General features: G+C 73.8%; 7 protein-coding genes. 3 read left to right on the top strand and 4 right to left on the bottom strand.

Annotation, left to right across the window (positions count from 1 at the left end; genetic code table 11):
• Window positions 1–631 (top strand): HAD family hydrolase (locus EAO70_RS12530; RefSeq protein WP_261992830.1); only part of this gene is annotated, 631 nt, incomplete at its 5' end.
• Between the two features lie 9 nt (window positions 632–640).
• Here EAO70_RS12530 and EAO70_RS12525 read toward each other — a convergent pair.
• A complete protein-coding gene (locus EAO70_RS12525; protein WP_187283864.1) occupies window positions 641–919 on the bottom strand; it encodes a hypothetical protein in 279 nt (92 codons plus the stop codon).
• Window positions 920–1,051: 132 nt separating this feature from the next.
• Between EAO70_RS12525 and EAO70_RS40005 the strand changes: the two genes are divergently transcribed.
• On the top strand, window positions 1,052–1,435 hold the full coding sequence (locus tag EAO70_RS40005; protein ID WP_030322122.1) for a cold-shock protein: 384 nt from the start codon (window positions 1,052–1,054) through the stop codon (window positions 1,433–1,435).
• A gap of 16 nt (window positions 1,436–1,451) precedes the next feature.
• Here EAO70_RS40005 and EAO70_RS12515 read toward each other — a convergent pair whose 3' ends face one another.
• Genes EAO70_RS12515 through EAO70_RS12505 form a run of 3 tightly spaced genes read right to left on the bottom strand, consistent with a single transcriptional unit; the run spans window position 1,452 to window position 3,635 of the window.
• A complete protein-coding gene (locus tag EAO70_RS12515) occupies window positions 1,452–2,306 on the bottom strand; it encodes a 1,4-dihydroxy-6-naphthoate synthase (RefSeq protein ID WP_148003091.1) in 855 nt (284 codons plus the stop codon).
• A complete protein-coding gene (locus tag EAO70_RS12510; RefSeq protein WP_148003090.1) occupies window positions 2,303–3,148 on the bottom strand; it encodes a futalosine hydrolase in 846 nt (281 codons plus the stop codon). The genes EAO70_RS12515 and EAO70_RS12510 overlap by 4 nt, the downstream gene beginning before the upstream one ends.
• 7 nt (window positions 3,149–3,155) lie before the next feature.
• Window positions 3,156–3,635, bottom strand: a complete 480-nt coding sequence (locus EAO70_RS12505; RefSeq protein ID WP_148003089.1) for a DUF2771 domain-containing protein — start codon at window positions 3,633–3,635, stop codon at window positions 3,156–3,158.
• A 741-nt stretch (window positions 3,636–4,376) separates the two neighbouring features.
• Between EAO70_RS12505 and EAO70_RS12500 the strand changes: the two genes are divergently transcribed.
• Window positions 4,377–5,306 (top strand): DUF3027 domain-containing protein, encoded by a 930-nt coding sequence (locus EAO70_RS12500; protein WP_148003088.1) that lies wholly within the window; start codon window positions 4,377–4,379, stop codon window positions 5,304–5,306.
• Window positions 5,307–5,324: the final 18 nt, after the last annotated feature.

The following is a 5,324-nucleotide window of genomic DNA, read 5'->3' as shown; positions in this document are numbered from 1 at the left end:
GCCCTCCGGGCCCCCGAGCTCCAAGCCCCCGCTCACCGTCGGCTTCGACCTCGACCTGACGCTGATCGACACCCGCCCCGGCATCAAGGCCGCCTGGGAGGCGTTCTCGGCGGAGTCCGGTGTCGCCGTGGACGCGGATCTGGTCGTCAGCCGGCTCGGCCCGCCGCTGGAACACGAGATGGCGTACTGGGTCCCCGAGGAGCGGGTGACCGAGATGGTGGCGCACTACCGGTCGCTGTACCCGGCGTACGCGATCGAGTCCTCGCCGCCGATGCCGGGCGCGCGGGACGCGATACAGGCGGTGCGGGACGCGGGCGGCCGCACGATCGTCGTCACGGCGAAGAACGGCCCGCACGCCGCGCTGCACCTGGCGCACCTCGGCATCGAGCCGGACGCGCTGGTCGGCGGGCTGTGGGCCGAGGGCAAGGCGGAGGCCCTGCGCGCCCACGGCGCGCGGGTGTACGTCGGCGACCACGTCGGAGACGTGCGCGGCGCCGCCACGGCGGGCGCCCTGTCCGTGGCGGTCGCGACCGGCCCGTGCGCTCCCGAGGAACTGGCGGAGGCCGGCGCGGACGTGGTCCTCACGGACCTGACGGACTTCCGTGCCTGGTGGGAGGGGTACCTGGCCTGAGGGGGGGCGTTATCCGGCCTGAACCGACGCGGCCGAGGACTCCCGCGCCTGCCGCCGCTGAGCCGCGATGGACCGCAGCACGCCGGCGGCGGCGACGGCGAAGCCGACGCCCATGAGCATGGAGACGGTGTACGCGACCGTGGGGAACGGGTCGGTGCCCAGGAACAACGGAGCCACGGTGACCAGCGTCGCCACCGCACCGATGGCGAAGAGGACGACTCCGACCTTGACGAGCCCGTCACCCGGAGCGCTGTCGTTCGTCTGTGCGGCGGGGGTTTCACTACGCATCCGGCCAGGGTAGTTCCCAGGCCGAAGGAACACACCGGCGACGCCTTGTCACCGGCCTCCGGACCATTAGCCTGGTGCCGGCGGGTCGGTCGACCCGCTGTTTGCCATCCCCCGACGAGGACGAGGACGGACGTGCCTACCGGCAAGGTCAAATGGTTCAACAGTGAGAAGGGCTTCGGCTTTCTCTCCCGGGACGACGGCGGCGACGTCTTCGTCCACTCGTCGGTGCTCCCTGCCGGAGTCGACGCACTGAAGCCGGGGCAGCGGGTCGAGTTCGGCGTCGTCGCGGGTCAGCGCGGCGACCAGGCGCTGTCCGTGACGATCCTCGACCCGACGCCGTCCGTGGCCGCGGCGCAGCGCCGCAAGCCCGACGAACTGGCCTCCATCGTGCAGGACCTGACGACGCTCCTGGAGAACATCACGCCGATGCTGGAGCGCGGCCGCTACCCCGACAAGACGCAGGGCGCCAAGATCGCCGGCCTGCTGCGCGCGGTCGCGGACCAGCTGGACGTCTGACCGGCGGCGGCCCCGGTCACGGGAAGGCGAGCGAGTCCGGGCCGAGGGGGGGTACGAGTCCCTCGGCCGCGGCGCGGGTGAGCAGCCCGCGGACGGCCGCGTAGCCGTGTTCGCCGAGGTCGGCGGTGAACTCGTTCACGTAGAGCCCGATGTGCTGGTCGGCGACCTTCGGGTCCATCTCCTGCGCGTGCTCCATGACGTACGCCCGTGACACCGCAGGGTCGTCCCACGCCATCCGCACCGACGTGCGGGCCGCGTCGGCGAGCCGCCGCAGGGTCTCCGCGCCGAGGGAGCGGCGGGCGACGATCGCGCCGAGCGGGATCGGCAGCCCGGTCGTGGACTCCCAGTGCTCGCCCATGTCGGCGAGGCGGTGCAGCCCGTAGTCCTGGTACGTGAAGCGGGCCTCGTGGATGACGAGCCCGGCGTCGACCTTGCCGTCGCGCACGGCGGGCATGATCTCGTGGAACGGCATCACGACGACGCCGCCGACACCGCCCGGCACCTGCTCGGCCGCCCAGAGCCGGAACAGCAGGTACGCGGTGGAGCGCTCGCTCGGCACCGCGACGGTCTTCCCGGCGAGGTCGGCCCCGGTCGCTTCCTCGCGGGTGAGGACGAGCGGCCCGCAGCCCCGGCCGAGCGCGCCGCCGCAGGGCAGCAGCGCGTACTCGTCGAGGATCCACGGCAGCACGGCGTACGACACCTTGAGGACGTCGTGGCCGTCGGTGCCGCTCTCGGCCCAGCCGTTCGTGACGTCGATGTCGGCGAAGGTGACGTCGAGCGGCGGGGCGTCCGGGACGCGGCCGTGGGCCCAGGCGTCGAAGACGAAGGTGTCGTTCGGGCAGGGCGAGTAGGCGATCTTCAGCTTCGTCACGAGGGCTCCAGCTCCAGGAAGACGGTCTTGCCGAGCAGCTCGAAGGTGTGCCGGAGCGCCTCCAGGGCCTCGCCGATGCGCCAGGCGGCGCGGTCGCGGGGGCCCACGGCGTTCGACACGGCCCGGATCTCGACGACGGGCACGGCGTATCCGGTGGCGGCCTCGGCGACGCCGAAGCCCTCCATCGCCTCGGCGGCCGCTCCGGGCCGGAGCCCGGCCAGCTCCGCCGCGCGGTCGGCGGTGCCGGTGACGGTGGAGACGGTGAGGACCGGCGCGACGGTGTGCGGCAGGCCGGCGGCGGCCAGGACGGCCGCGATACGCCCGGTCAGGGCCTCCGGGACGGGATGGACGGACCGCCCGAAGCCCAGCTCGTCGACGGTCAGGTACCCGTCGGGGGTCTGTGCGCCGAGGTCCGCGGCGACGACGGCCGACGCGACGACGACGGAACCGAGGGGCGCGAGGGGCTGGAACCCACCGGCGATCCCGGCGGAGACGACGAGGTCGTAGGGGGGCGGCGGCGCGGAGCCGGACGGGCCGGAGGACGGCCCGGGTGCGCCGGACGGCCCGGGCGTGTCGGTGAGCGCGGCGTGGGCCAGCGCGGTCCCGGTCGAGGCGGCGACGGAGGCGGGCCCGACACCACCGACGAGGACGTCGACGCGGAGACGGGAGCCGGGGGGCCCGGGGGAGGGCGAGGCGTCCGGGGAGTTCGAGGCGTCCGTGTGGCGGCGCAGCACGACGCCCCCCGGCAGCGGGAGCAGTTCGGGGGCGCCGAGGCCGAGGCCGGTGGAGACGGAGTCCGCCTCCGCCGCCACGGCCGTCACGATCAGGATCCGGTGGACCACCGGAGGATCAGGATTCCTTCTTCAGCTGGAAGTGCCAGATGCCGGTGAGCTTCTTGCCGGTGTTCTCGACGATGGTCACCTGGGAGTTGTCGGTGGCCTCGCCGGTCTGGCTGGAGAAGAAGGCGCTGGCCGGGATGGTCCGGTACGTCTTCTTGTACGGCTCGGGCTCGGCCTGCTGGCCGCCGAGGAAGATGGTCCAGCCGTTGTCCGCGATCTCGGGGTCGACCCCGAAGCGGATCTTGTCGTCCATCGCCACGGTGATGGACTTCTCGGCCTTCTTGTTGAGGCACTGCTGGATCTGCGACTCCTTGATGGCCTCGCCGTTGTTGTAGCAGGCGGCCTCGGAGTGGATCGAGTCGGACCCGACCGTCACGGTCGCGATCGGAGTCGGCTTGTCGCAGGCGGAGAGAACGAGGAGCCCGGCGGAGACGGCCCCGAGGGCGACGGCGGCCCGGCGGCGCGAGCCGGAGAAGAACGCAACGGTCATGAGCCGAAGGCTATCGGGCCGCCGCGCCCGCGCCACGCGGGGGTACGGCGTGCCGCCGTCCGGTACCGGAACGAGGGGCCGCGAACGGCCTCGCCGGGACGGCTCGCGACCGGGCAGGTCGGAGCCCCCGGAGGACGGGAGCGGACGACAGGCCGCGGCCGCGACGCGGACCGGCCGTCCCCGCGACGCGGACCGGCCACCCCCGCGACCCGGACCAACCACCCCCCTCCGGAGTGACCTCCGGCCTGCTCGCGAGCGGTTCGCCGGCGTCCGCGATCCGGGCCACTTGGGGCGGGCAGGTGGGCTGTGGCCCGCGAACGGGGTAGCGTGCGTAGCGCGCCACCGGCGGAAGCTCTCGGCCGCGCGCCTCTTCGGCATCCCGCAGAATGGATGTCGATAGGTGTGCCCGAGACACGCGAGACAGGTCCTCCGGAGTGACCTCCGGCCTGCTCGCGAGCGGTTCGCCGGCGTCCGCGATCCGGGCCACTTGGGGCGGGCAGGTGGGCTGTGGCCCGCGAACGGGGTAGCGTGCGTAGCGCGCCACCGGCGGAAGCTCTCGGCCGCGCGCCTCTTCGGCATCCCGCAGAATGGATGTCGATAGGTGTGCCCGAGACACGCGAGACAGGTCGGGTGCGCGGACGTCGATGCGGCCCACAGGTCCGCTCCGCCCGCCGCCCGTGGCTTCGCTCCCGCCCCTCGGCCGGCGCACCCGTGAGACGGCGTAGGAGATGAGCGAGACCTGTGAGTGCTGCGACGACGCGAAGCGGTACCCCGCGTACCCCGCGAGCCACGCGTATCCCCGACCGCCTGTGTGCCGAGGCCGTAGAGCTCGCGCGGGAGGCCGCCGAGGAGGCGGCCGCCCCCGGGATCGTCGGCGCGCACGTCGAGGTGGTCGCCGAGGGTGACCGGGTCGTCACCCACTACTTCGAGTCCAAGGAGCCCGGCTACCGGGGCTGGCGCTGGGCGGTGACGGTCACCCGGGCCTCCCGCGCCAAGAACGTCACGCTTGACGAAACCGTCCTGCTGCCCGGCTCCGACGCGCTCCTCGCCCCCGAGTGGGTGCCGTGGAGCGAGCGGCTGCGCCCCGGCGACATGGGTCCCGGCGACCTCCTGCCGACCGAGGCGGACGACCTGCGCCTGGAGCCCGGGTACTCCGGCGAGGACGCGCCGCCGCCGAACTCCGTGGTGTCGGAGGAGCTGGCGGACCACCTCGACGCCGAGGACGCCGAGATCGTCACGCGCACCCCCTCGCGGGGAGCGATCGCCGCGGTCGCCGACGAGCTCGGCATGCGCCGGGCCAGGGTCCTCTCGCGCTACGGGCTCCACACGGCCGCGGACCGCTGGGAGGAGTCCTTCGGCGCCCGTACGCCGATGGCCCAGGCGGCTCCGGCCACCTGCGAGTCCTGCGCGTTCCTGGTGCCGCTGGCCGGCTCCCTGAGGCAGACGTTCGGCATCTGCGCCAACGAGTTCGCCCCGGCGGACGGGCGGGTCGTGTCCCTCTCGTACGGCTGCGGGGGCCACTCGGAGGCCGCGATCATGCCGAAGCCGCCGCGGCCCGCGCCGCCGGTGCTCGACTCGATGGGGGCGGACGCGTTCCCCCTCCGCCCCGGGAAGGACTCGGGCTCGACGACGGAGCCCGACGTGACGTCGGAGGACCTGGGCCACTCGTAGGGCCTGTCGCCCCGGCGC

The sequence above is a fragment of the Streptomyces sp. adm13(2018) genome, from assembly GCF_008042145.1.
GTDB lineage: Bacteria > Actinomycetota > Actinomycetes > Streptomycetales > Streptomycetaceae > Streptomyces.
This window is presented reverse-complemented; position numbering and strand designations above follow the sequence as displayed.

Bases quoted from the DNA above. Each gene is read 5' to 3' on its own strand.
- EAO70_RS12525 (WP_187283864.1), bottom strand. From the start codon at position 919: ATGCGTAGTGAAACCCCCGCCGCACAGACGAACGACAGCGCTCCGGGT.
- EAO70_RS12505 (WP_148003089.1), bottom strand. From the start codon at position 3,635: ATGACCGTTGCGTTCTTCTCCGGCTCGCGCCGCCGGGCCGCCGTCGCC.